Annotated in this window: 18 protein-coding genes; 13 read left to right on the top strand and 5 right to left on the bottom strand. The window is 56.4% G+C overall.

Annotated elements, in window-relative coordinates; all coding sequences use genetic code 11:
• Positions 1 to 59 precede the first annotated feature (59 nt).
• From GHO25_RS07820 to GHO25_RS07795, 6 genes are all read left to right on the top strand, one after another.
• Positions 60 to 1397 carry a lysine N(6)-hydroxylase/L-ornithine N(5)-oxygenase family protein gene (locus GHO25_RS07820; RefSeq protein WP_153390477.1) on the top strand — a complete coding sequence of 446 codons (1338 nt, stop codon included), beginning with the start codon at positions 60 to 62 and terminating at the stop codon, positions 1395 to 1397.
• A gap of 748 nt (positions 1398 to 2145) precedes the next feature.
• A complete protein-coding gene (gene mgtA, locus GHO25_RS07815; RefSeq protein ID WP_153390475.1) occupies positions 2146 to 4908 on the top strand; it encodes a magnesium-translocating P-type ATPase in 2763 nt (920 codons plus the stop codon).
• 353 nt (positions 4909 to 5261) lie between these two features.
• The gene (locus GHO25_RS07810) at positions 5262 to 5888 is read left to right on the top strand and encodes a response regulator transcription factor (protein WP_048373160.1); all 627 of its coding nucleotides are present in this window, start codon (positions 5262 to 5264) and stop codon (positions 5886 to 5888) included.
• The gene (locus GHO25_RS07805; RefSeq protein WP_153390473.1) at positions 5889 to 9158 is read left to right on the top strand and encodes a transporter substrate-binding domain-containing protein; all 3270 of its coding nucleotides are present in this window, start codon (positions 5889 to 5891) and stop codon (positions 9156 to 9158) included.
• A gap of 112 nt (positions 9159 to 9270) precedes the next feature.
• The gene (locus tag GHO25_RS07800) at positions 9271 to 9600 is read left to right on the top strand and encodes a hypothetical protein (protein WP_048373162.1); all 330 of its coding nucleotides are present in this window, start codon (positions 9271 to 9273) and stop codon (positions 9598 to 9600) included.
• 82 nt (positions 9601 to 9682) lie between these two features.
• Positions 9683 to 10168 carry a GNAT family N-acetyltransferase gene (locus tag GHO25_RS07795; protein WP_153330709.1) on the top strand — a complete coding sequence of 162 codons (486 nt, stop codon included), beginning with the start codon at positions 9683 to 9685 and terminating at the stop codon, positions 10166 to 10168.
• Positions 10169 to 10319: 151 nt separating this feature from the next.
• Here the strand turns inward: GHO25_RS07795 and GHO25_RS07790 are convergent, their stop codons facing one another.
• Positions 10320 to 12059 (bottom strand): phosphoethanolamine transferase CptA, encoded by a 1740-nt coding sequence (locus GHO25_RS07790; protein ID WP_153390471.1) that lies wholly within the window; start codon positions 12057 to 12059, stop codon positions 10320 to 10322.
• A gap of 425 nt (positions 12060 to 12484) precedes the next feature.
• Between GHO25_RS07790 and gnd the strand changes: the two genes are divergently transcribed.
• The 5 genes from gnd (at position 12485) to nudC (ending at position 17609) form a co-directional block, all read left to right on the top strand.
• On the top strand, positions 12485 to 13465 hold the full coding sequence (gene gnd / locus GHO25_RS07785; RefSeq protein WP_048373167.1) for a phosphogluconate dehydrogenase (NAD(+)-dependent, decarboxylating): 981 nt from the start codon (positions 12485 to 12487) through the stop codon (positions 13463 to 13465).
• A complete protein-coding gene (zwf, locus tag GHO25_RS07780) occupies positions 13462 to 14985 on the top strand; it encodes a glucose-6-phosphate dehydrogenase (protein ID WP_048391404.1) in 1524 nt (507 codons plus the stop codon). Before gnd ends, zwf begins: the two co-directional genes overlap by 4 nt.
• Positions 14982 to 15806, top strand: coding sequence for a Cof-type HAD-IIB family hydrolase (locus GHO25_RS07775; RefSeq protein ID WP_153390470.1), 825 nt, complete (start codon positions 14982 to 14984; stop codon positions 15804 to 15806). The genes zwf and GHO25_RS07775 overlap by 4 nt, the downstream gene beginning before the upstream one ends.
• 116 nt (positions 15807 to 15922) lie before the next feature.
• Positions 15923 to 16735, top strand: a complete 813-nt coding sequence (locus GHO25_RS07770; protein ID WP_123750124.1) for a crotonase/enoyl-CoA hydratase family protein — start codon at positions 15923 to 15925, stop codon at positions 16733 to 16735.
• A 43-nt stretch (positions 16736 to 16778) separates the two neighbouring features.
• The gene (nudC, locus tag GHO25_RS07765) at positions 16779 to 17609 is read left to right on the top strand and encodes an NAD(+) diphosphatase (RefSeq protein WP_153390468.1); all 831 of its coding nucleotides are present in this window, start codon (positions 16779 to 16781) and stop codon (positions 17607 to 17609) included.
• On the opposite strand, the gene GHO25_RS07760 is transcribed toward nudC, so the two are convergent.
• Both GHO25_RS07760 and GHO25_RS07755 read right to left on the bottom strand, forming a co-directional pair.
• Positions 17577 to 18362, bottom strand: a complete 786-nt coding sequence (locus GHO25_RS07760) for a TSUP family transporter (RefSeq protein WP_048373180.1) — start codon at positions 18360 to 18362, stop codon at positions 17577 to 17579. The genes nudC and GHO25_RS07760 overlap by 33 nt on opposite strands.
• 187 nt (positions 18363 to 18549) lie before the next feature.
• Positions 18550 to 19659, bottom strand: a complete 1110-nt coding sequence (locus GHO25_RS07755; protein ID WP_153390466.1) for a sigma-54-dependent Fis family transcriptional regulator — start codon at positions 19657 to 19659, stop codon at positions 18550 to 18552.
• A gap of 333 nt (positions 19660 to 19992) precedes the next feature.
• Here GHO25_RS07755 and GHO25_RS07750 point away from each other — a divergent pair, with 333 nt between their 5' ends.
• Together GHO25_RS07750 and GHO25_RS07745 are read left to right on the top strand one after the other, a co-directional pair.
• Positions 19993 to 21162 (top strand): cysteine desulfurase family protein, encoded by a 1170-nt coding sequence (locus GHO25_RS07750; protein WP_153390464.1) that lies wholly within the window; start codon positions 19993 to 19995, stop codon positions 21160 to 21162.
• A gap of 55 nt (positions 21163 to 21217) precedes the next feature.
• Complete coding sequence (locus tag GHO25_RS07745; protein ID WP_153390462.1) at positions 21218 to 23029, top strand: aminopeptidase P family protein; 1812 nt, start codon at positions 21218 to 21220, stop codon at positions 23027 to 23029.
• A gap of 61 nt (positions 23030 to 23090) precedes the next feature.
• Here GHO25_RS07745 and GHO25_RS07740 read toward each other — a convergent pair whose 3' ends face one another.
• Both GHO25_RS07740 and rhtA read right to left on the bottom strand, forming a co-directional pair.
• Entirely contained in the window at positions 23091 to 23372 is a 282-nt protein-coding gene (locus GHO25_RS07740) for a hypothetical protein (protein WP_048373188.1), read from the bottom strand.
• A gap of 165 nt (positions 23373 to 23537) precedes the next feature.
• On the bottom strand, positions 23538 to 24425 hold the full coding sequence (gene rhtA, locus GHO25_RS07735; RefSeq protein ID WP_153330701.1) for a threonine/homoserine exporter RhtA: 888 nt from the start codon (positions 24423 to 24425) through the stop codon (positions 23538 to 23540).
• Positions 24426 to 24852: the final 427 nt, after the last annotated feature.

Below are 24852 nucleotides of genomic sequence, written 5' to 3'. Positions count from 1 at the left end.
CAGTCGGGTTACGGGTTTTTTAATCCCTCTGTTGAGGGGCAATCCAGAGGACACTGGAAATGACACAGGCAATCGCTTCGGCCGTCGTTCATGATCTGATCGGCATCGGTTTCGGGCCTTCCAATCTGGCCCTGGCCATCGCCCTGGAAGAGAGCGGGCAGGTGCACGGTCCCTTGGATGTGCTGTTTTTAGACAAGCAGGCGGACTACCGCTGGCACGGCAATACGTTAGTGACCCAGAGTGAGTTGCAGATTTCCTTCCTCAAGGATCTGGTGACGCTGCGCAATCCCACCAGCCCTTATTCGTTCGTCAATTACCTTAAAGCCCACGATCGTCTGGTTGATTTCATCAACCTTGGGACCTTCTATCCTTGCCGGATGGAGTTCAACGACTACTTGCGTTGGGTGGCTTCACACTTTGAAGCGCAAAGCCGGTATGGCGAAGAAGTGCTGGCCATCGAGCCGGTGCTGCACCAGCAGCAGGTTGAGGCGCTGCGGGTTATCTCCCGCGATAGCCAGGGCCAGCACCATGTGCGCACGACGCGTTCAGTGGTTGTCAGCGCCGGGGGCACGCCGCGCATTCCGGCCGCCTTCAAGGCGTTGAAAGACGATGCGCGGGTGTTTCATCACTCGCAGTACCTTGAGCGCATGAGCCGTCAGCCCTGCGTTAATGGCCAGCCGATGCGCATTGCAATCATTGGGGGCGGGCAGAGTGCTGCCGAAGCGTTTATCGACCTGAACGACAGCTACCCGTCGGCGCAGGTGGATTGGGTGTTACGCGGTTCGGCGTTGAAACCGGCGGACGACAGCCCGTTCGTCAACGAAGTGTTTTCGCCGGAGTTCACCGATCTGGTGTACCAGCAGGGCACTGCTGAGCGCGAGCGGTTGATCACTGAATATCAGAGCACCAACTATTCGGTGGTGGACATCGACTTGATCGAGCGCATCTACGGCATTTTTTATCGTCAGAAAGTGTCCGGTATTGCCCGCCATGTGTTCCACAGCCTGACCAGCATTGAAAGTGCAACCTCAGACGAGCAGGGCGTCAAGCTGGTCTTGCGCAACAGCGCCAGCGGTGATGTCAGCGAGCAGCACTACGATGCAGTGATTCTGGCCACCGGCTATGAGCGGCAAATGCACCGTCACCTGCTGGCGCCGCTGGCGCAATACCTGGGTGATTTTGAGGTGGATCGCGACTACCGGATCGTCACGGACAAGCGCTGCAAGGCCGGGATCTATATGCAGGGTTTTTGCCAGGCCAGCCATGGTTTGAGTGACACCTTGCTGTCGGTATTGCCGATACGCGCGCAAGAAATCTGCGCTTCGTTGTACGCCCATGACCAACATCACAAGCAGGGCAGCCTGACGGATGAGCGGGTGTTGGCGGCGGCGATATAACCATGTAGTCGTTGACTCGCAGCGCGAGGCTACGTCCGATGGCGCAGCGATCGTGAATCCCGAACCTGTGTCTTTACTGAAAGACTGCGGTTACCTGATTTACGACTGCTATGCAGCCGGACGTAGCCTCGCGGTGCTCGTCAACGACTACGCAGAGATGTAGGTACGCGCAAACTGAACCCTTCCTGAAGATACATCTGATTCATAAAACGCAAGCTTTCCTGCGGTTTACTCAGCGAAATGCCGGGAGTAAGCTTTCCACGTTTTCATCAAGAGCGCAGATCCTAAGTGGGTAACAGTTCGAGTGACAGTAGTCGGCCGGTTTTGAAGACCGGCACATTCTCGGCAAGCTAACGCGCAGATTCCCCTGTCGTCGCTTGCTGACCAGCGAGCAGCGGCATCCTGAACGGGGTTGTGACCCCGAACCCGAAGCCCTCTCCCAGACACTGAAACGTGTTGCGCAGTGCAACACGACGTTCGCGCGTGCCTTCGGCACGGGGCGCACGTTCGGCTGTGCCTTCTTCAAGGCTGCGTTGACCGTTAGGGGAAGCACCATGAAGCACTTTTTTACGCCCGTTCGCCGTCGCCAGCACCGTCCAGCCTTACCTGGTTGCGTGTACGCCAATAATTGACGGCGGGCATCAGGCCCGCTGACCGAGACTAAAAAATGAATGACGGTTCGAGTTTAAGGCTGCCTGGGTAATCACGCTGAACAGGGTGACTACGCAGGCAGCGCAGGAGTAGCACCATGAAACACACCCTGAAAGAGTTCTTCGCAGGCTTTCTACGCACTCGCCACATTGGACGGCACTTTCGCCGTCTGGCCTTGCTCGACAGCCTGACCAACACCACGGTCAGCCGTGAAGTACCACCTACCCTGGCGCAAACCCTGGTGGCTTCGGCCAACACCGAAAGCGCGGCGTTGATCGACAAGCTCGGCACCCATACCGATGGCTTGAGTGAAGCTGAAGCGCAGACACTGCGTGACCGCCACGGCCTCAACGAGATTGAACACGAGCAGCCCCTCAGCCGCTGGGTGCACCTGTGGCACTGCTACAAAAACCCGTTCAACTTGCTGTTGACCTTGCTCGCGGCGGTCTCGCTGGCCACCGATGACATCCAGGCGGCAGTAGTGATCAGCACCATGGTGGTGCTGTCGACCCTTCTGCGTTTTTGGCAAGAAGCCCGTTCGAACAAAGCAGCCGACGCCCTCAAGGCGATGGTGAGCAACACCGCCACGGTCATGCGCCGGGACTTCAGCGCAGAAGCGTCACCGATGTTTGGCAAGTTCTATGGTGCAGCCCAGCTAATTAAAGGTGCGCAACGCATTGAGTTGCCGATCAAACAATTGGTTCCGGGTGACCTGATCGTGTTGTCGGCAGGGGACATGATCCCGGCCGATTGCCGGGTATTGAGCGCCAAGGATTTGTTTGTCAGCCAAGCGGCCATGACCGGTGAGTCGATGCCGGTGGAGAAGTTTGCGCATCACTCTGACAGCCAGACTATCAACCCGCTGGAGCTGGAAAATATTTTGTTCATGGGCACCAACGTGGTGTCCGGCGCCGCCTCCGCTGTGGTCCTGACCACTGGTAATAACACTTACTTTGGTGCGCTGGCCCAGCGTGTCGGGGCCACCGACCGTGGGCCGACTTCGTTCCAGACCGGGGTTAACAAGGTCAGCTGGTTGTTGATCCGCTTTATGTTTGTGATGGCGCCGCTGGTGCTGTTCATCAATGGTTTTACCAAAGGTGACTGGACTGAAGCGTTGCTGTTCGCGCTGTCGGTGGCGGTGGGCCTGACCCCTGAAATGCTGCCGATGATTGTGACCTCGACCCTGGCCAAGGGCGCGGTGTTTCTGTCGCGCAAAAAAGTCATCGTCAAACGTCTGGACGCTATCCAGAACTTTGGCGCGATGGACGTGCTGTGCACTGACAAAACCGGGACCCTGACCCAGGACAAAATCTTCCTGGCGCGCCATGTGGATGTGTGGGGTGAAGAGTCCGACGACGTGCTGGAAATGGCCTACCTGAACAGCTACTACCAGACCGGCCTGAAAAACCTGCTGGACGTGGCGGTGCTGGAGCATGTGGAAGTACACCGCGAATTGAACGTGGGCACGGCGTTCAACAAGGTTGACGAGATTCCGTTCGACTTCACCCGCCGTCGCATGTCGGTGGTAGTCGCCGAGCAGGATCAGCCGCACCAGTTGATCTGCAAAGGCGCGGTCGAAGAAGTGCTGTCGGTGTGCAAGACCGTTCGCCACGGCGATCAGGAGGAAGCCCTCAGCGACGAGCTGCTGGCGCGTATTCGCCAGGTAACGGCGGCCTTCAATGAGGAAGGTTTGCGTGTGGTCGCGGTGGCTGCGCGTTCGATGGCTGCGGGCCGTGACACCTACAGCCTGGCAGATGAGCAGGAACTGACGCTGATCGGTTATGTTGCGTTCTTGGACCCGCCCAAAGAAAGCACCGCGCCTGCGCTCAAAGCGCTGGCCGAGCATGGCGTGGCAGTCAAAGTGCTGACCGGTGACAACGAACTGGTGACGGCCAAAATTTGCCGTGAAGTGGGTCTTGAGCAACAAGGCTTGCTGATGGGCAATGACATTGAGCGCATGACTGACGCCGAGCTGGCGGTTGCGGTCGAGACCACCAACGTATTTGCCAAGCTGACACCCACTCACAAGGAACGCATTGTGCGTTTGCTCAAGGCTAACGGCCATGTGGTGGGCTTTATGGGAGACGGGATCAACGACGCCCCGGCCCTGCGCACTGCTGACATCGGGATTTCAGTGGACAGCGCGGTAGACATCGCCAAGGAAGCGGCCGACATCATTCTGTTGGAAAAAAGCCTGATGGTGCTGGAGGAGGGCGTGCTGGAAGGCCGTCGCACCTTCGCCAACATGCTCAAGTACATCAAAATGACCGCCAGCTCGAACTTCGGTAACGTGTTCTCGGTGTTGGTCGCCAGTGCGTTCATTCCGTTTCTGCCGATGTTGCCGATGCACCTGCTGGTACAAAACCTGCTGTACGACGTGTCCCAGATCGCGATTCCATTTGATAACGTCGATGACGAAATGCTGAAAAAACCACAACGCTGGCAGCCAGCGGATGTCGGACGTTTCATGCTGTTCTTCGGGCCCATCAGCTCGGTGTTTGACGTGCTGACCTTCGCCCTGATGTGGTACGTGTTCAAGGCCAATACTCCTGAACATCAAACCCTGTTCCAGTCGGGCTGGTTCGTGGTCGGGCTGCTGACGCAAACCCTGATTGTGCACATGATCCGTACACCGAAAATTCCGTTCCTGCAAAGCCGTGCAGCGACGCCGTTGATGGTGATGACCGGGGTGATCATGGCCATCGGTATTTTCCTGCCGATGGGGCCGCTGGCCAGCTACTTCAAACTTGAGGCGCTGCCACCGCTGTACTTCATTTTCCTGCCGGTGATTTTGCTGGCGTACATGGCGCTGACCCAAGCGGTTAAGGGCTTTTACATCCGTAAGTTTGGCTGGCAATAAGGGCTTTCAAAGCGTGGGCTGCGGTCATGTAACGATCGCAGCCCATGCCCCTTGGAGGCATTTAATATCGGGCGCGCCCCATCATTTAAGAAATTTCCTACATCCTGTGTGGTACTTTCCCTTCTCGTAAGTTGCACCCGAATGGCGATTATTCGCGGCTTGATTTCAATCGGGTATCGCGATGTTGCGTTCAAGTAGCGGTGAGGACGCACGGGAGGTTTGTAGGAAATATCCTATACTTTCCCTTGTATTCATAAGCATGTTAATCATGAGGAAGTTACGGAGTTATCTATTCAAAAAAATAGATAAAGCCGCCCACGTCCTGTTATTGGCAGTTTTTGGCAGGGGTTCAAATGTATAAAGTCTTGATTGCCGATGATCACTCCTTGATTCGCACGGCTGTGCGACTCCTGTTGGAGAATCAGGGTTACACCGTCGTGGCCGAAGCGACTAACGGAATTGATACGGTGCAGTTGGCGCGCCAGCATGCGGTCGATCTGGTGGTCCTGGACATCACCATGCCGGGTCTGGACGGTCTGGAGGTGATCAGCCGGATCAAGGCCTCAGGGCTGAGCTGCCGGATTTTGGTGCTGACCTCCCAAGCGGCGTTGTTTTATTCGCAGCGATGCATGAAGGCCGGTGCAGCAGGGTTCGTGACAAAAAACCAGGAGCTCAGCGAGTTGCAACGGGCGGTCAGAACGATCATGGACGGTTATACGTTTTTCCCTAACTTGGCGATCAGTTCGGTTCGAAACAGTGATGCAACATTGACGGACATCGAATTGATTGAAAGTTTATCAGCCCGCGAATTAACTATTTTGCAGCAACTTGCTCGAGGTATCAGTAATAAACAAATTGCACTGGATATGACCCTGAGCAGCAAGACAATCAGTACCTATAAGGCACGGTTAATTGAAAAGTTAAACATGAAGTCAGTTGTTTATCTGGCAGAGTTTGCCAAACGTAATGGCTTGATTTAAATGAAGCTTTTTGTGCGGCACGGGCTGTTGATCGTGTCGCTGGTTCTGGGATGGCCTTACGCACTGGCGCAGCCGACGGTGCAGTCGTTGCAGTTGTTGGGCCGCTCAAATGTTGAAGCCTACAGCGTGGTGCTTGAGGCGCCCGACTGGCAATGGCTTAAACAGCACGACACCTTGCGGCTGGGCATTTCGGCACCGGATTACGCACCCTTTGACATGACCGGTAATGACCAGGACTTTGAAGGGCTGACGGCGGATTACATGCAGCTACTGTCCGAGTTGTTGCACGTTAATGTTGACGTTAAACGGTATGCCTCAAGGGCGCTGGCGATAAACGCGCTCAAGCGCGGCGAGCTGGACTTGCTGAGCAGCGCCAACGGCTTTGAAGCGCAAGATCGCGCACTGGTGCTGAGCCAGGCCTATGCCGACGACTCGCCCACACTGGTAACGCGCAGCGCTAACCAACCGGTGATGCCGACTGATCTGGCAGGCAAGCGCTTGGCCATGCTAGATCACTATTTGCCGCCGCAAGAAGTCCGGGCGTTTTACCCCAAGGCCGAGTTGCAGCTTTATCCCTCAACACTGAGTGCTATTGGCGCTGTGGCGTTTGGTCAGGCTGATGCTTACCTGGGGGACTTCATCAGCGCCAATTACCTGATCAATAAAAACTACCTCAACAATGTGCAATTGGCCGACTTCTCGCGCATCGATGTCAGCCCTTTTGCGTTTGCGCTGGCGCGCGATAACGCCCGGTTGCTGCGCATAGTCAATGCGGGGCTGGCGGCGATCCCGGCCAGTGAGCGGATGACGATTCTGCGCCGCTGGAGTTCGGAAGGGCCGCAAGTGAGTAGCCATTCGCGGCTGAACCTGACCGCCAGTGAACAGCGTTGGCTAGATGCGCATCCGCGTCTGCGGGTGGCGATCAATGATCAATACTTGCCGCTGTCGTTTATTGACGAGCAGGGTGTGTTTAAAGGCGTCAGCGCCGATGTGCTGTTTAATATCAGCGCGCGCACCGGCATTGAGTTCGAGGTGGTTAAAGGCCACTCGGTGCAGGACCTGATCAGTCTCGTCAGCAGCGGCAAAGCCGATGTTATCGGCGCCTTCACCCCTAGCGTCTATCGCGAAGCGCAGTTGCTGTTTACCCGGCCTTATCTGACCACGCCGTTTGTGCTGGTGACCTCTACCCGACTTGAGAGCCCTGACACGCTGGATGAGATGGCGGGGCAACGCCTGGTACTGGTGCGAGGCAATGTGTTGCGCGAGTTTGTATTGCGGCACTACCCCCGCATCCAATTGCTGGAGGCAGACAACGCTGCCGATGCCATGGCGATGGTGGTTGCAGGCAAGGCGGATGGCGCCATCAACGCGTTGATCAGTGCGCGCTACATGATTTCGCGGCGTTTTAACGGGCAGTTGCACATCACCAGTACGGTGGGCACTCAGCCTGCACAGATCGGTTTTGCCACCGCGCGCGATGCACCTGAACTGCATGGAGTTCTGGACAAGGCGTTGCTGAGTATTTCTCCTGAAGACATGAGCGTGCTGACCAATCGCTGGCGCGATGACTCGCCGGAAGGCGAAAGCTATTGGTTGCGCAATCGGGCTGCGATTCTCCAGGGTTTTGCCATTGCGGCAGTGCTGTTGTTGCTCGCGTTTGGCTGGATTGCCTATTTGCGTCGCAGTGTCGCCAGGCGCCAGCAGTTGCTGGAGCAAGTGCAAATTGCCAAACAACAGGCCGATGAGGCGAATCGCGCCAAAACCACGTTTTTAGCCACCATGAGCCATGAAATCCGCACGCCCATGAATGCGGTGATCGGCATGCTTGAGCTGGCGATGAAAAAAGCCGATCAGGGCGTGATGGACCGACTGGCCATTGAAGTGGCGTCGGGGGCTGCTCGCGAATTGCTGGAGTTGATCGGCGATATTCTGGACATCGCCCGCATTGAGTCCGGGCATCTGTCATTGAGCCCCAAGCGCGCCAATGTGCAGGCGTTGGTGATGTCGGTCGTGCGTATGTTTGATGGTTTGGCACGGCAGAAACATCTGAGCCTGGTGTATGAACCCGCTACATCGGCGGCGGATATCGACGTGTTGATCGACCCAATGCGCTTTAAACAGATTGTTTCCAATGTGCTGAGCAATGCCATCAAGTTTACCGAGCAGGGTGAAGTCCGCCTGACGTTGACCTTGCAGCCTCACCCTGACGGGTCGCAGGTAGCGATTGGTATACGGGTTGATGACACCGGAGCAGGCATTGGCGAGGAGGATCTGCGTCGACTGTTTAGCCCGTTTGTTCAGGCCAGCAACAATCATCAATCGGCGCGCAGTGGCTCAGGGCTGGGGCTGGTGATTTGCCGCACGCTCTGCGAAATGATGGGCGGGACGATTCAGATGAGCAGTGAGCCGGGCAAAGGCACCCACGTTGATATCAGCCTCAGCGTGCCGCGCCTTGAACCCGATGCCGGGCAGGCCGATGACGAGGTAGAAGGGCTGGCCTCGCCGGGCTCGATGAGCATTCTGGTGGTGGACGACTACCCGGCCAACCGGATGCTGCTGGCTCAACAATTGAGTTACCTGGGACACCGCGTTATTGATGCCGAGAACGGTGCTCAAGGCCTGGCGGCGTGGCGCGCGGGCAGGTTTGACGTGGTTATTACCGATTGCAACATGCCGGTCATGAATGGCTACGATTTGGCCCGCGCCATACGCAGCGATGAGGCCGGTCGGGCGCTTGAGCCATGCCTTGTTTTGGGCCTGACGGCCAATGCCCAGCCCGAAGAAATTGAACGTTGTCGGCAAGCCGGTATGGATCAATGTCTGTTCAAGCCCATCAGCCTGCAGGACTTGAGTCTGGGCCTGGCCGCCGGAACTCCTGGCCTTGAAAGCGTGTCTTACGCCGAACCTCTTGCCGAGGGCAGCGATGAAATTGACTTGGCCTACCTCCAACAATTGGCTCAGTGCGATGACGCGCTGGTGCATCAGTTGCTGACGGATATGGCCGTCAGCACCGATGAGGATCTTGCGCAGTTGATGCAGCTTTTTGTCAGCGATGATTTTGAAGGGCTGGCTGCGCTGGCGCACAAGATCAAAGGCGGCGTTGCCCTGGTCCAGGCCAAAGGCTTGATGCGTTGTTGCGAGCAACTTGAGGCCGCGTGCGCATTGGGCGATCCGCCGTTAATCCTTCCGTGTGTGGATGCGTTGCATGCAGAGATGGAGCGCTTTGCCCAGGCACTGGAGGAGCATATGCAGCATCAGGGAACGCAGTGATCCGCAGACAAGCGGTGCTTTGAAAAACAGGGCACGCCACCTATTAATCGTTGAAACGGGCTGTTTTGTTTAAACATTCAACGCAACGACGTGTGACGACGGTTAAAGCACTATGCCGAATAAGTCTTTACGAATATTGATCGCTGACTCCGATACCGAGCAGGCGTTAAAAATAGACAGGGCGCTCAATCTGGCGGGATACCACCGGGTCGCCCCTCTGCGCGCAGTTGATGCGCTAAAAGGGCTTCGCGACGCCAAACCTGGTGAGTTCGACTTGCTTTTGATCAGCCAGAAGATGGCCGGTGGTCCGGCTGTCGATGCAGCGCAATACCATCGCGATAACGCGCAGTTTCGGCATATCCGCATTTATCAGGATGCCGACGCGCTGGCCGCGAATATTGTTGAACTGATGCAGAGCATTGACCCGCCAAAGCGCCCTTGAGACGAATACTTGTTTGCGTCACTGCTGGCACGCTAAGGTCGCAGGCTATCAAAATAAAATCAGACCTTGGGGAAGATGCGCGATGTCGCAAGTGGTAATCGTACAAGCAAACTATACGGACCCGGTTCACGCTCAAGCACTGCGAGACGTTTTGAACCACTACGCGCAGGACCCGATGGGTGGCGGCGAGGCGTTATCAGCCCAGGTGCTGGAACAACTGCCGGGCGAGTTGGCCAAGCGTGCACATGCATTCAGCGTGCTGGCTTTTGTGGATGGCCAGGCCGCCGGGCTGGTTAACTGTTTTGAAGGTTTTTCGACGTTTGCCGGGAAGCCGCTGGTCAACGTGCACGACGTGTCAGTGGTCGATACCTACCGTGGCTTGGGCCTGAGCCAAAAAATGCTGGACAAGGTCGAGGCCATTGCGCGGGAGCGCGGCTGCTGCAAAATCACCCTCGAAGTTCTCGAGGGCAACCCTGTGGCTCAGGGTTCTTACCGCAAATTCGGGTTTAGCGCAGGGCAACTGGACCCGGCCCACGGGCGTATGCTGTTTTGGAACAAGCCCCTGTAACAGCGCGATGCTGTTCTTTTGAGCGATATTTTGCGCCTGTGGGAGCGGGCTTGCTCGCGATGGTCTTCAGAGCACCTGATTTACTCAGTTAATACGCGTCATTGTTAACGACCATCGCGAGCAAGCCCGCTCCCACTTTGAGTAGCATCTATTAATTGACCGCGCTTTGCACCGGCGCCGCTTTGGGCTTGATCAGGCTGAAATCAATCAGGGCTTTTTGCGGGCGAGAGTAGGGGTCGCCTATCAATTGCGGGCGCACGACAAACTCGTCGCTGACCAGGCTCTTCTTGTCATCCAGCTCTTTAGCGCTTAACCCGGCAAGATCCGCCCAGGTGTGGATGAACTGTGAGCTGCTGTAAGGGCGGTCCAGATCACCGGCGAAATCCCAGGTGTGGTCTTCACGCCATTTGGGTGAGGCCCAGGCCAAAAAGGGGATGGTGTACATCGGCGCGGTTGGCTTGGCCTCGTTGCGTCCCAACGTGTCGTGGCCCACAGAGTCGAACACGTCTTCACCGTGGTCGGACAAATACAGCAGAAAGCCGTTCGGGTCAGTTTTTGCGAAGTCCTTGATCAGGCTCGACACCACGAAGTCGTTATACAGCACCGCGTTGTCGTAACTGTTGTAGGTGGGGATCTGGTCATCACTCAACCCGGCAGGCGCGCCGGTACGATCGGTGAATTTGTCGAAGGTCGGCGGGTAGCGGTACTGATAACTCATGTGAGTGCCGAGCAAGTGAATCACGATGAGTTTGCGCGGTGCGCTGTCGGCCAGGATCTTGTTAAAGGGCTCCAGGACATCGCCGTCATATTGGCGGGCATTCTGGTTGCGGTTGTTATTGAGGTAGACCTGTTGGTCAGCCTGCTCGGAGAAGGTGGTGAGCATGGTGTTGCGTTTGGTCATGGTCTGCTGGTTGGTGATCCAGAAGGTTTTGTAACCCGCTTGTTTCATCACGCTGACTAGCGACGGGGTGCTGAGGTACAAGTCCGGGTTTTCTTCGTCGGCGAAGGTCAGCACTTGTTGCAGGGCTTCGATGGTGTAAGGGCGTGGCGTGACGACGTTGTCAAAGATCGCCAGCTGGTCGCGCAATTTGTCCAGGTTGGGCGTGGTTTCGCGCGGGTAACCATACAGGCTCATGCGCTGGCGGTTGGTGGACTCACCGATGACCAGTACCAGGGTTGTCGGTTGGCCTGCTTCTTCGTCTGTGAGGTTGGTGAGCGGCGGGATTTTGCTGGCGCTGGCGAGCATGCCTTGCATGCTGTCCAGTTGTTGCAGATAACGACGATAGGCGACCACCATTTGCCACGGCACGGCGGGTTCTACGCGGCTTTCAAAGCTTTCAAGGGCTGAGGCGAAGGTGTCGTGTTTAAGGGTCTGTTTGATCAGCGGGTAGCCGACCACTGCAAGCACGATTGCCAGGGCTGCGGCCCAGGCTTGGGCGCGGGGCAGGTACACCGGGCGCAGGCGTGTCCAGAGGAAAACCGCGAACGCGGTATGTGCCAGGAAGGCGAGCACCATCCACCAGGCAAAGTATTGCGTCATGTACTCGCCGGCTTCAGAGGTGTTCGACTCGAACATGATGAAGATGACGCTTTGCGAGAACTCTTGCTGGTAGATAAAGAAATAGCCCAGGCTGGCCATGGAACAGGCCCACAGCACCACGCCGATCACCGCTGCCATGATCCGGGTGCGGGCGGGGAATATCAGCATCGGCGCCAGCCATACAGCGCTCATCACGAATGCTTGGCGAAAGCCTGAAAAGCCCGAAGTGCCGGTGAGCTGTATCAGCAGTTGAGTGATACCGGAAAAGTACCAGAAGAATAGAAACAACCAGCCCAAACCAGCCCAATCGAACCCGTTCGCAGATGCCTTACTGCGTTTAAACAACCCCATACAACACTCCAGCGCAATACAGCTTGAATGGTTGACGCCGGACGACCCGGTACAACGCGTGTGGGCTGTCTGAAAATAAAACAGCCAAAAAGTGATCAATTGTCACAAAAGTCATGTGAAAACTTTGTGCGGGAGATGAAACTTCGAGGGGTGATGGTCGTGGGAGCGAGCTTGTCTCGCGATCTTTTGATCTTTTAAAAGATCGCGAGACGAGCTCGCTCCTACAGGCTGGGGAGGGGTTTTTAGTGTTTTTTTACGCAGATCGCCGTTCATCCGTCCGCTGAGTGGATTCAATCGGGAATCTGCCCCGCTGCTTGTGCGAAACTATGCGCCATGCGATAGGACTAATCCTTAGCCGAGCACCTTAAGCATTGCTGAACTAAGGTGCTGTACACCTATTTATTTGCCGTTGGGAGCAACAGTACATGCAGTTGGGAATTATTGGATTGGGCCGTATGGGCGGGAACATCGCACGGCGTCTGATGCTCAATGGGCATACCACCGTGGTTTTTGACCGCAATACCGATTTCGTCAGTGCTCTGGAACAGGACGGCGCTACCGGCGTTGCTGACCTGCCTGCGCTGGTGGCTGGCCTGGCCAAGCCTCGCGCTGTGTGGGTCATGCTGCCGTCTGGCGCACCGACCGAAGACACGATCGATACCCTGAGCCAACTGCTCGACGCCGATGACATCATCATCGATGGCGGTAACACCTTCTATAAAGACGATATTCGTCGCTCCAAAGCGCTGGCTGAAAAAGGCATTCGTTATGTCGACGTCGGTACTTCGGGCGGCGTCTGGGGCCTGGAACGCGGTTACTGCATGATGATCGGCGGTGACACGCAAGTGGTTAAACACCTGGACCCGCTGTTTGCTGCGCTGGCCCCGGGCCTGGGCGATATTCCACGGACCAAGGATCGTGTGTCTGATGACGATCGCGCCGAGCGCGGTTACATCCACGCAGGCCCGGCGGGTGCAGGGCACTTCGTCAAAATGGTGCACAACGGTATCGAGTACGGCTTGATGCAGGCGTATGCCGAAGGCTTCAACCTGATGAAGATGAAAGGCGGTGAAAACCTGCCTGAAGACCAGCGTTTTGACCTGAACCTGGGCGATATCGCTGAAGTGTGGCGTCGTGGCAGTGTGGTGTCGTCCTGGTTGCTGGACTTGACCGCCGACGCACTGGCCGTTGACGCACCGCTGGACGGTTACTCGGGCGCCGTGGCTGACAGCGGTGAAGGCCGCTGGACTATCGAAGCTGCCATGGAGCAGTCGACGCCGGTGCCTGTTCTGTCCAACGCCCTGTTTGCCCGTTATAGCTCGCGCCAGCAAAGCCTGTATGGCGACAAATTGTTGTCGGCCATGCGCTTTGGTTTCGGCGGCCATGTGGAGACGCCTAAAAAATGACCGAACCGTCCAGCAAATCCAACGTTAAACCTGCGCCTCCTACCACTCTGTTTCTGTTTGGGGCCCATGGTGATCTGGTAAAGCGCTTGTTAATGCCGGCGCTGTACAACTTGACTCGGGACGGTTTGCTGGACGATGGCTTGCGCATTGTGGGCGTTGACCACAATGCGATCAGTGATGAGGGCTTTGCCAAGAAGCTGGAGGACTTCATTCGCACGGAGGCCGCCAGCAAGGTCAACCATCCTGATGGTCAGGGCCTGAATGCTGACTTGTGGGCCCGCTTGGCGAAAAACATCAGTTATGTGCAGGGCGATTTCCTTGACGACAGCACCTACGCGGCGCTGGAGCAGAAGATTTTCGCCAGTGGCACGGGCAATGCGGTGTTTTACCTGGCCACTGCCCCGCGCTTTTTCAGCGAAGTGGTGCAGCGGCTGGGTGCCAGCGGGCTGCTTAAAGAAACCCCGGAGGCTTTTCGCCGGGTAGTGATTGAAAAACCTTTTGGCTCGGATGTCGACACGGCGCAAGCCTTGAACGCTTGCCTGTTGAGTGTCATGAGCGAGAAGCAGATCTACCGGATTGACCATTATCTGGGCAAGGAAACGGTCCAGAACATTTTGGTCAGCCGCTTTTCCAACGGGCTTTTTGAGTCGTTCTGGAACAACCATTACATCGACCACGTGCAGATCACGGCCGCTGAAACGGTCGGGGTCGAGACCCGTGGCAGCTTTTACGAAAACACCGGTGCCTTGCGCGACATGTTGCCTAACCATCTGTTCCAGTTGTTGGCCATGGTGGCGATGGAGCCACCGGCGGCGTTTGGCGCGGATGCGGTGCGCGGCGAAAAGGCCAAAGTGATTGGCGCGATTCGGCCGTGGTCGATTGAAGATGCGCGCAAAAACTCGGTGCGTGGTCAATACACGGCGGGCGAGTCGGGTGGTAAGCCTGTGCCCGGTTATCGTGAAGAAAACAACGTGGCCGCAGACAGCTCGACGGAGACCTTTGTCGCCCTCAAAGTGATGATCGACAACTGGCGTTGGGTGGGTGTGCCGTTTTACCTGCGCACCGGTAAACGCATGAGCGCGCGTGACACCGAAATTGCGATCTGCTTTAAACCCGCGCCTTACGCACAGTTTCGCGATACCGAAGTGGAACGCTTGAAGCCCAACTATCTGCGTATCCGCATCCAGCCCAATGAAGGCATGTGGTTTGACTTGCAGGCCAAGCGTCCTGGTCCGGGTCTGAACATGGCCAATATTGAGCTGGGTTTTGCCTACAAGGACTTCTTTGAGGTGCAGCCGTCTACTGGCTACGAGACCTTGATTTATGACTGCCTGACCGGCGATCAAACCTTGTTTCAGCGGGCCGACAACATCGAAAACGGCTGGCGCGGCGTGCAGCCTTTTCTCGATGCGTGGCGTGAGCAGGCGGATGTGCACTTCTATAAAGCCGGTGAAGACGGGCCGCAGGCCGCCAGGGATTTGTTGGCCCGCGATGGCCGCGTATGGCTGGACATCGAATGAGCAAGCCGACGCAAGAGCCGATTCAGTTGGTGCTGTGCGACATGGACGGCACCTTGCTCAGGCCCGATCACAGCATTAGTCCGCGCACGTTGGCGGCGGTAAAAGCGCTGCAGGCTGCGGGCGTGTACTTCACGCTGGCCACTGGGCGGCCGCCGCGAGGCATGCGTGAGCAGATCAAACAACTGGGTATCGAATTGCCCACGGCTGCCTTTAACGGCGGGGTGCTGGTTAACCCTGATGGCAGTTACCTGCAAACGCATCCCGTGCCCTATGAGGCAGTGAAAACGACGTTGAATGTTCTGGCTGACCACGACGTTGAAGTCTGGGTGTTTGCCGATGATCAATGGTTGTTGCGCGACCCCGATGGCCCCATGGTGGCGCAGGAGCAGAATGCGCTGGGCTTTGCTCCGCGGGTGGTCACTGACTTTGGCGACTATTTGCAGCGGGTCGACAAAATTGTCGCGGCCAGTCGTAATGCTCCGTTGCTGGTTGAACTTGAGCATCAGCTCCAAGGTGTATTGGGTGACGAGGCGCTGGCCAGTCGCTCGCAGGCGTTTTATCTTGATGTGACAGCCTTGCATGCCAACAAGGGCGAGGCGCTTGCTACCTTGGCTGCGCGTTTAGGGGTGCCGCTGGAGCGCACCATGGCCTTGGGTGATGGCGGCAATGACCCGGCAATGTTCAAGCGTGCCGGGCTGTCGGTTGCAATGGGCCAGGCAGACGAGGCAATCCGCAAGCAGGCGATGTATGTCACCGCAAGCAACGAGGATGATGGCGTGGCGCAGGCTCTTGAGCATTTTGTCCTGAAGCTTGATGGCTGATCGAAGACGCCACTTTGTCCGGTTTTTGGCGTAATCACGGTCTTTTTCGGGACGCGCTGCTTGTTATAGTCGCTCGCTCATTGACCGGCGACAACGCCCCAAAAAGGATTCAGGTTATGCCCGAGTACCAGGCTTTCAAGGTTGAGTTAAACGACAGCATCGCCCACGTGACGATCAATCGACCTGAAAAGGTCAATGCGATGAATGCGGCATTCTGGACTGAGATCATTGAGATTTTTCAGTGGATCGATGAAACCGATGCCGTGCGAGTGGTGGTGATCAGTGGCGCCGGCAAGCACTTTTCGGCCGGCATTGATTTGATGCTACTGGCGTCGGTGGCCAATGAGCTGGGCAAGGATGTCGGGCGTAACGCTCGCCTGCTACGGCGTAAAATCCTGCAAATGCAGGCCTCGTTCAATGCTGTTGATCAATGTCGCAAGCCTGTTCTGGCCGCTGTCCAGGGTTATTGCCTGGGGGGCGCCATTGATTTGATCGCGGCCTGTGACATGCGCTATGCCGCAGAAGATGCGCAGTTTTCGATCAAAGAAATCGACATGGGCATGGCCGCCGATGTCGGCACTTTGCAACGTTTGCCGCGCATTATCGGTGACGGCATGCTTCGGGAGCTGGCGTATACGGGCCGCATGGTCGACGCTGAAGAAGCGCGCAGTATTGGCCTGGTCAACCGGGTCTACAGTGATCATGAGCGTTTGCTGGAGGGGGTCATGGCCATTGCGCAAGACATCGCTGGCAAATCGCCGATTGCGGTGGGCGGGACCAAGCAAATGATCAGTTACATGCGCGATCACCGTGTCGATGATGGCCTTGAATATGTTGCCACCTGGAACGCGGCCATGTTGCAATCCACGGACTTGCGTTTGGCCATGGCCGCACATATGAGCAAACAAAAGCCTGAATTTCAGGATTGACGCGGTCGCCGCGTCGCACCTCAACTTGACCTGGGATGTTGTGATGACTTCGCGTTGGACTACGGCAGTACTGGACACCGATTTTGCTGGCGGCTTGGCAGTGGCGCGTGGCCCAGAGGGTTTTTTGCTCGACGACAATGGCCCATTGTTTCCACGTGAATGGCTCAAGCGCCAGGACCTGCCGGTTTTGGCTGAGCATGGCATTGGCCATCTGGACGGCGAGCCGGTCTACCTGCTGGAACTGAAGGGCAGTGCTCAGGTTCAGGGCTGCCAGTGGCAGGGTTTGCGCGCGTTTATGCTGCAAGGCGACCACACGCTGTACAAGGTGTTGGGTTACGCCGCGCAAATTGGCACCTGGGCCCGTGAGCACCGTTTTTGTGGCAGTTGCGGACAGGCCATGACGCAGGTGCCGAGGGAACGGGCGATGTATTGTGCGCCGTGTGACTTGCGCAGCTATCCGCGTATTTCGCCGAGCATGATTGTGCTGATTACCCGTGGCGATGAAGTCTTGCTGGCGCGTTCGCCACGGTTTGTGCCGGGTGTTTACAGCACTCTGGCTGGTTTTGCCGAGCCGGGTGAGTCGGCCGAAGACTGCCTGATTCGCGAGGTGCACGAAGAAGTGCAGGTCCAGGTCAAGAATATTCAGTATGTGGGCAGTCAGTGCTGGCCGTTCCCGCACTCGATGATGCTGGGTTTTCATGCGGAGTATGCGGGCGGTGACATCGTGCCCCAGGCCGACGAGATTGAAGATGCACAGTGGTTCAATATTCACCACTTGCCGCCATTGCCGGCGTCGCGCTCGATTGCGCGTTATCTCATCGACCTGTACGTGGCGCGGCGTTTAGGCCATGTCGAACCAGTGTTGCCAGGCTAGGCGCACAGTCAGCCCCAGGACCACGGTGATGAACACCGGGCGAATGAATTTGGCCCCGCCGCTGATTGCGCTGCGGGCGCCAAAGAAGGCGCCGATCATGACCGCAAAGCCCATGGTCAGACCGATGATCCAGTCCACATGCCCGGAGAAGATGAATATTGACAGTGCCGTGATGTTGCTGACGAAGTTCATGCTGCGGGCCACCCCGCTGGCCTTCACCAGGTCGATGGGGTAGAGCAGCATGCTGCTGACGGTCCAGAACGCACCGGTTCCCGGGCCCGCTACGCCATCATAGAAACCCAGGCCAATACCTTGTGGCAGTTGCCATTTCTTTTTGATCGGCGCGTCGTTGTCGATCGGGGTTTTAGGCGTGCCGCCAAACAGTAAGTACAGCCCGCAGCCGAAGACGATCACCGGCAACATTTTGTTGAGCCATTCAGCCGGCATGTAATGGGCGGCGATAGCGCCGATCAGGGCGCCTGTCAGGGTGCCGAAAATAGCCAGCTTCCACTCGCGTGGATGGAACAGTTTGCGCCGATAAAAGGTGAAGCTGGCCGTGGCTGCACCGAATGTCGAGCTAAGTTTGTTGGTCCCCAATACCAGGTGCGGCGGTAGGCCGGCGGTCAGCAGGGCAGGGGTGGTCAGCAAGCCGCCACCGCCCGCAATCGCATCGATAAAACCGGCGACAAACGCAACGGCGGCCAAAATGGCGAGGGTGGTCAAATCTACGCTGAGGCTGAGATCAAAAGGCATGAGGTCGACTTAATTCGGCGGGACGTATGCGCGATGCGCTGAAGGAAGCAGCCATCTTACCCATAACCGCAGGAAGCGGCGACAGGCCTTTTATTACGGGCAAAGGTTGCTCAGGTGAAGGCTGATGAATACGTCTGCGCTATACGTTCGGCTCAGCAGCAGCCGTCACAAGGCTGCTGCTGTTTAACTAGATGGACTGCTGCAAATAGGGGGAGGAGGCCGGTGAGTCAGAGCGGCGGGTGTTCACTGATAACGCGCCAAGCTTGATCAGGCGTGTCCGTGTGACATTGCGGCTCAAGCCCAGCAGTTTGGCGGTATGTACCTGGTTGTGATGGCAAAACTCGTAGGCAGCGCGCAGCAGGCTGTCTTCAACCGTTTCATGCAACGCGCCGGGTTCTTCTTCGAACAGCCTGCGAAACGCGCGTTGCAGCAGGTCTTGGGTGCTGTCTTGCGAATGCGTGTGTGACGGCCCGGGTGTTTCCTGGCGCCTTACGCGTGAAGGTGACAGTCGCAGGTCTTGCACGGAGATGGTCTGGTTGCGGCACAGCAACAAGCTGTGATGCATGACGTTTTCCAGTTCGCGGATGTTGCCCTGCCATGGGTGTTGGGTGAGGGCTTCTTCGGCGCATGGGCTGAGCGTCGACGGGCCGTGTTGCAGACGTTGCCGATAGGTGTGCAGGAAGTGTCTGGCCAGTGGCAGGATATCCCCTGGTCGCTCGCGCAATGGGCGCAGCACCAGGCTCACGACATTCAGGCGGTAGTAGAGGTCTTCGCGAAAATGCCCCGCTTCGATGGCCTGCTCCAGGTTGACGTTGGTGGCGGCCAGTACGCGGACATTAATCGGCGTGCTTTTGCGCGAGCCGAGCCTGACGACTTCCTGCTCTTGCAATACACGCAGCAGTTTCACTTGAATGGGCAGCGGCAAGTCGCCGATTTCATCCAGAAACAAGGTGCCGCCGTCAGCTTCTTCAAACCAGCCCGCTTTGGCGGCCAGTGCGCCGGTGAAGGCGCCTTTTTCGTGACCGAACAATTCGGCTTCAACCAGCGACTCGGCAAATGCGCCGCAGTTGACGGCGACAAAAGGCTGCTGATGGCGGTGGCTGAGTTGATGAATGTGACGGGCTACCAGCTCTTTGCCAGTACCTGTTTCGCCAATGATCAAGACGCTGGCGTCGCTGGGAGCTATTTGTTGCAGATGCGTCAGTAACGCTTTGGACACGGGGTCTTCAAACACTTGGGCTGTGGCCCTTATGGAGGTCGCGAGTGCCGGAGTCGACGGTAATGTTAAAAGCTGCAAGGACAGCTCCTTTTATCGGGGGGCTCTGCCCACAAAAGGAAAGCCGAAGGCGACTTTATAAGGGGATTTTGATATTCCGTAAACTAACGTAATTCCATATTTATATATCCTTATGGCATATCAGACTTGCAAAACACCCTACTTTTAGCGCTTTATAAGGCCATGTATTAGCGTTTGACCGAGTTTGGGAAGGCTCCTACAGGTTTTCTCAGCGCTGCCTCTTTGTTTGGGCTGTTCAATCGGTTATTTCTAAATGCCGCGCTTTTTACGCGGTTTCACTTTTCTGCTATCAAGCACTGCCTGATTCCGGAATGCGCTCAGTGGGTTTGCACAATGAACAAACGACCTCTTTATTTCGATTACGCCGCCACCACGCCTGTGGACGATCGTGTCATTCAGGTGATGGTCGAGTGCCTGGGATTTGAAGGCAATTTTGGGAACCCCGCTTCTGGCTCACATGCTTTCGGCCAGTCTGCCCGGCAGGCGGTAGAGCTCGCCCGTGAGCAGGTCGCGCAGTTGGTCAACGCAAAGCCAGAGCACATCATCTGGACGTCGGGCGCTACCGAGTCCAATAACCTGGCCTTGAAGGGCGTTGCCCAGGCCAGCCGCGAATCGCGCGGGCACATTATTACCAGCCAGATCGAGCACAAGGCGGTACTGGATACCGCGCACTTTTTAGAGGCGTCAGGTTTCGATGTGACGTACCTGGCTCCTGACAGCGACGGGCTGGTCAGTGCTGAAAAAGTCCGTGCTGCGCTGCGTTCGGACACGCTGCTGGTGTCGCTGATGCTGGTCAATAATGAGCTGGGAACGGTGAATGACGTTCCTGCTATCGGGCGACTGGTTCGTGAGCACGGTGCGTTGTTTCATGTTGATGCGGCGCAAGGGGCAGGCAAGGTCGCCATCGACCTGCAAGAGTGGGCGGTGGACTTGATGTCGTTCTCGGGGCACAAGCTCTACGGGCCCAAAGGGATTGGTGCCTTGTATGTCGGGCCACGTGCGCAGGATCGATTACAGGCGCAGATCCACGGTGGTGGTCATGAGTCCGGGCTGCGTTCCGGCACCTTGGCAACCCATCAGATCGCCGGCATGGGCGCAGCTTTTGCCATTGCTCGTGAATCGTTTACCCAGGAGCTTTCGCATATCCAGGGCCTTCGCCAGCGGTTGCTTGAGCAGTTAGCTGATGTGCCGGGTGTGCAGTGTAATGGTTGTCCGATCCAACGAATCCCTCATACCCTGAGCCTGACGTTCGGTGAAGGGCACTTTAATAGTTCGGCACTGAGTGCAGTGCTGGCCTACTCGGCAACCTCGGCGTGCAATTCGGCCAGCAAGGCGCCGTCTCACGTACTGCTTGCTGTGGGCCATGATGCAGACAAGGCGGCGAGAACCATTCGCTTGAGTCTTGGGCGTTTTACCCGCGAGCAGGACATTGATGTTGCGGTAAACGCCATCAAGGCCGCTATTGCAGCGCCTGCCCCTTTTTGGGCGGTTGCCCAGTCTTGATGACTGCTCCATTATCCGCGACGAAGAAACACAACCGTGGCCAGCAGGAGAGAGGATGAGCATTCAGTCGTTGAATCAGGAATCTGTGGTGCAGCGTTTGGCGCGGACTCGCGCCTTGATGAAACAGAACAGCATTTATGCGCTGTTGGTTCCCTCGGCAGACCCACACCTCTCCGAGTATTTGCCTGCCTACTGGCAGGGGCGTCAATGGCTGTCGGGCTTTCACGGTTCAGTCGGTACGTTGATCGTGACGCCGACCTTTGCCGGATTGTGGGCAGACAGCCGTTACTGGGAGCAAGCTGGCAAAGAGCTTGCCGGTAGTACTATCGAACTGGTCAAGTTGCAACCGGGTCAGCCAGGCCCTCTGGACTGGTTGGCAGAACAAGCTCCGCAAGGGTCGACAGTATCGGTTGATGGTGCTGTTCTGGCTTTGGCATCCGCGCGCACTCTGGAGACCAAGCTCAAAGAGCGTGGTGCAGTTCTGCGTACCGATATCGATGTGTTGAGCCTGGTGTGGGCTGATCGTCCCGCGCTGCCTAAACAGCCGGTGTATGAACATTTACCACCTCAAGCCACCGTGAGCCGAGTAGACAAGTTAGCGAAGCTGCGCGAAACGCTTAAGCAGCGTAACGCCGATGCACACTTTATCGCCACGCTGGATGATATTGCCTGGCTGTTTAACTTGCGTGGCTCTGATGTTTCTTTTAACCCGGTCTTTGTCTCGTTTGCATTGATTGAGCCTGACCGGGCCACGGTGTTTGTTGATCTGGAAAAGGTGGGTGTTGAGCTGCGTGACACCCTTCAGCGCGATGGCGTCAATTTGCGTGATTACACCGAGATCAATTCGGCTCTGGCTGCGCTGCCGGCAACGACCCGTCTGCTGATAGATCCGGCACGCGTCACTTGCGGTTTGCTCAACAACGTGAATCGTGAGGTGACGTTCGTTGAGGGACTGAATCCAACTACGTTCGCCAAGTCGCAAAAGAGCCTTGATGATGCGGTTCACATCCGCCAGGCCATGGAGCAGGATGGCGCTGCGCTTTGCGAGTTCTTTGCCTGGCTCGAAGCGGCCTTGGGTCATGATCGCATCACGGAGCTGACCATTGATGAGCAGTTGAGCGCTGCGCGTGCACGTCGACCGGGTTTTGTATCGCTGAGCTTCAATACCATTGCGGCTTTTAACGCTAATGGCGCAATGCCGCATTACCACGCGACCGAGCTAGAGCACGCCGTCATTGAGGGGAATGGCTTATTGCTTATCGACTCGGGTGGTCAGTATCTGGGGGGTACCACCGATATCACTCGCATGGTGCCTGTCGGTACTCCTGCCCGCGAGCAAAAGCATGACTGCACGCGTGTACTTAAAGGTGTGATTGCTTTGTCGCGTGCCCAGTTTCCAAAGGGGATTCTGTCTCCTTTGCTTGACGCCATCGCCCGGGCACCGATTTGGGCTGATAACGTTGATTACGGGCACGGTACCGGGCATGGCGTCGGTTACTTCTTGAATGTGCATGAGGGGCCGCAGGTGATTGCCTACCAGGCAGGTGTAGCACCGCACACTGCGATGCAGCCCGGCATGATTACGTCAATTGAGCCGGGTACATACCGTCCGGGTCGTTGGGGCGTGCGAATTGAGAATCTGGTGTTGAATCGCGAGGCTGGCGCCTCGGAGTTTGGTGAGTTTCTGAAGTTTGAAACCCTGACGCTCTGCCCGATTGATACGCGTTGCCTTGAGGCTTCTCTGCTGACGCATGAGGAGCTTAAGTGGCTTAATGATTATCACGAGCAGGTTCGTGAGCGGTTGAGCCCATTGCTTGAGGGTGATGCTTTAGCGTGGTTGCAGGCTCGAACAGCAGCACTTTCTTAAAGCGCGAGGGCGCTCTGTCACGTACTCGACTGAGTGGGTTACGTGACAGAGGCTTGGGCTGTTATCTGCAAAGGACGATCATGCTTCGACTGGTATAGCCGGCGGGGTTCAATCCGAAAGGGTAATCCCCAGGTTCTTCAGTGCCATCACCTGACTTGGCAACAACGCGGTATCCCTTGTCTCCGCACGCCTTTACGGCCTCCGCGTAACATTTATCCCAGGATGACGATAATCCAGAGCAGTTGATGTGCAAGCCACGCTTGCCACGTTTGACGGCGGTTTCGGAGGTCGCAGCGCAGCCGGATATCATGAGCACGGCCAAAACTACCAAAAATCGTTTCATTCCTGTCCTTAAAGCGTTTACGTCAGATTTACGTGGTGCGGTGAGCGGTTGATCATTCAGTTGCTCCTTTGGATGTCCTTATCCGGAATCGCCCCAAGTGACACGTTCGGCGTATAAACATCCTCTAAATGAGAGTCAATTACCAGAACTGTGTCAATCAGGTGACTAATTGTCAGTACTAACGGGTGTTGAGTGACCGCGCATTGTGAGGGTTGCGCCAACAGAGGCCATGATAATGCACAGAATAGCTATCCATTGTGTGACAGACAGAACTTCATGCAGAAACAGCAGCCCCGACAGCGCTCCAAAGGCAGGCTCAATGCTCATCAGGGTTCCAAACGTTCGCGTTGGCATGCGTGTAAGAGCAATCATCTCTAACGTGTAGGGCAGGGCAGTGGACAATAACGCGACAGCAAGGGCAATTGGGATCAGGGCTGGGGTCAATAGCGCGCTGCCTGCATGAACAATGCCCACAGGGGCAATAAACAGTGCCGCAATAATGACGCCCAAGGCTGCTGTCTGGACGCCATTATCTGCGCCTGCTTTCTGCCCGAAGAGGATATACAGCGCCCAGCACACGCCTGCTCCGAGTGCATAGGCTGTACCGACGAGGTCAATGCCTTGTGCGCCTTCTCCTAGAGGGATAAGCAGTAAAAGCCCGGTAATTGCCAAGCCGATCCACACAAAGTCGATGGCTTTGCGCGAAGAGAAGATAGCAACCGCCAGCGGGCCAGTGAATTCGAGTGCAACAGCAATCCCCAGCGGGACAGTACGCAGCGACATATAGAAGAGCAGGTTCATGCCGCCTAGAGCTATCCCGTAAACAATGACGGTCTTGAGCGATTTAGCGGTGAGCTTGGCTCTCCAGGGGCGCAGTATCAGCAGCATGATGATGCTGGCAAATATCAAGCGCAGGGTTGTTGTGCCTTGTGCGCCCACAATGGGGAACATGCTTTTTGCGAGCGATGCACCTGATTGGATTGAGGCCATGGCGATAAGGAGTAGGCCAACAGGTAATAGCGTCGATACGAGGCTACGAGAGGACTGTGTCATTGCGGGGTATGCCTGGGCGATAAGTGTGTAGAGGTCAGGCATCATGATCAAGTGGCGCGCGGTGTGCAATATAGTGCGCAATATGCTTTGAGATTGTCTTAAATATAGAAGGTTTTAATTAACCCTTGACTCAGGATTTTTGCAGCCTATAATTCGCACCACTTCCGGCGCAGTCGAAACGGAAAACTCCTTGAATATCAATGAGTTAGATTGTTTTGACGGTGCCAGCTTCAATTCATCGAAGCAGGAAATGAGGTGTTGACAGCAGCGTGTAACGCTGTAGAATTCGCCTCCCGCTAACGAGAGATCGAAAGCGCAAGTGGTTGATGTTCCAAAGGAAACTTTGAAAACATCTTAAAATAACCGCTTGACAGCAACAGAGGCTGCTGTAGAATGCGCGCCTCGGTTGAGCGAAAGCTTAACCAAC

Source organism: Pseudomonas sp. FSL R10-1350 (assembly GCF_009600525.1).
In the GTDB taxonomy this organism is placed as follows: domain Bacteria; phylum Pseudomonadota; class Gammaproteobacteria; order Pseudomonadales; family Pseudomonadaceae; genus Aquipseudomonas; species Aquipseudomonas helleri.
This window is presented reverse-complemented; position numbering and strand designations above follow the sequence as displayed.